This is a genomic window from Streptomyces sp. NPDC002130, assembly GCF_040296465.1.
GTDB lineage: Bacteria > Actinomycetota > Actinomycetes > Streptomycetales > Streptomycetaceae > Streptomyces.
The window spans coordinates 1-1005 of sequence record NZ_JBEOXI010001326.1 but is presented as its reverse complement, the minus strand read 5'-3'; the positions used below and the strand labels follow the sequence as shown (position 1 = coordinate 1005).

Annotated in this window: 2 protein-coding genes; one reads left to right on the top strand and one right to left on the bottom strand. The window is 62.6% G+C overall.

What is annotated here, in order from left to right; all coding sequences use genetic code 11:
• Positions 1 to 384 (top strand): MinD/ParA family ATP-binding protein (locus tag ABT116_RS50690; protein WP_502984130.1); only part of this gene is annotated, 384 nt, incomplete at its 5' end.
• 38 nt (positions 385 to 422) lie between these two features.
• On the opposite strand, the gene ABT116_RS50685 is transcribed toward ABT116_RS50690, so the two are convergent.
• The coding region (locus ABT116_RS50685) for a baeRF2 domain-containing protein (protein WP_502984129.1) at positions 423 to 1005 on the bottom strand (583 nt) is incomplete at its 5' end.

Genomic DNA, 1005 nt, shown 5'->3' with positions numbered 1-1005 from the left:
GCCTGCCTCCAGCACGCCGGCCTCGTCACTCGCAGATCGGTCTGCGGCGACAAGCGGGGCGTCGAGGTCACCCTCACGGACAAGGCCCGCCGGCTCAGTTGGCTGACCAAGCATGGCTACGCAGACCTGGTGAGCAGGTCGGTCGTGGCGATCAATTCGACGAGGCCGGGTTCGTCTTCGCTCGACCTCGATCAACTCGAAGACGTTTTCGCTCAGCGGGGAGTGCGCGCGGTCAAGACCTTGCCCTACGACGATCACCTCGGCGAGGGCGGTCCGATCGACTTGAAATTGCTGAACAAGCGCACTGCGCGGGCATATCTGGAACTTGTCGCAGCAATTGCCGACGGATTTCCGGACTCGGTGGGCAAGCACGCCTCTCGCTGAAGGTGCTCATCCACCGAATCCGATCAGGCTGCCGATGTTCAGGGATGCCGGAGGATCGCGCCGTACCCGTCGGCGAGAACCAGGCGTTCGTCGATCTGTACCAGTTCGGTTCCGGTCCCGATTGCGATGTAGGGGAGTACGCGATCGGCGGGCCCGATCAACTTTCCGCTGGTGACTTCCTTGTCGTCGGGATCGGTGAGCAACAGTGTCTCGACCTTGCCCTGTTCGAGAGCGTCGAGGACGCGCGCGGTCCCGTCGATGGAGAGACCGGAGTCCCGTCCCTGCTCTGCGACGTAGCGTTCGGTTTCCGAGTCCATCCTGCGCAGCCGCTGCGTATCGATCAGTTCACGAATCGACTTGGACACCTCAGCAGGTGACGAACCCACTGAACGTGAACCCTTTTCGACATCCACCACTCGTAGCGTCGACGGTAGGAGCTGTGCAAAAGCTTTGCGTGACTGTACTTCTCCGATCACGACCACCAGCGCGACCTTGTGTTCGCGGGCGAGCGATGCCGCGCGCTCCGCAGCCTGTGCCAGGTTCTTCCGGATGTTCTCCTCCACGAGGCTTTGACTGTCGGTGTACCGCTCCTGGCCGCCCACGTGCGCCTTGTGTACCGGG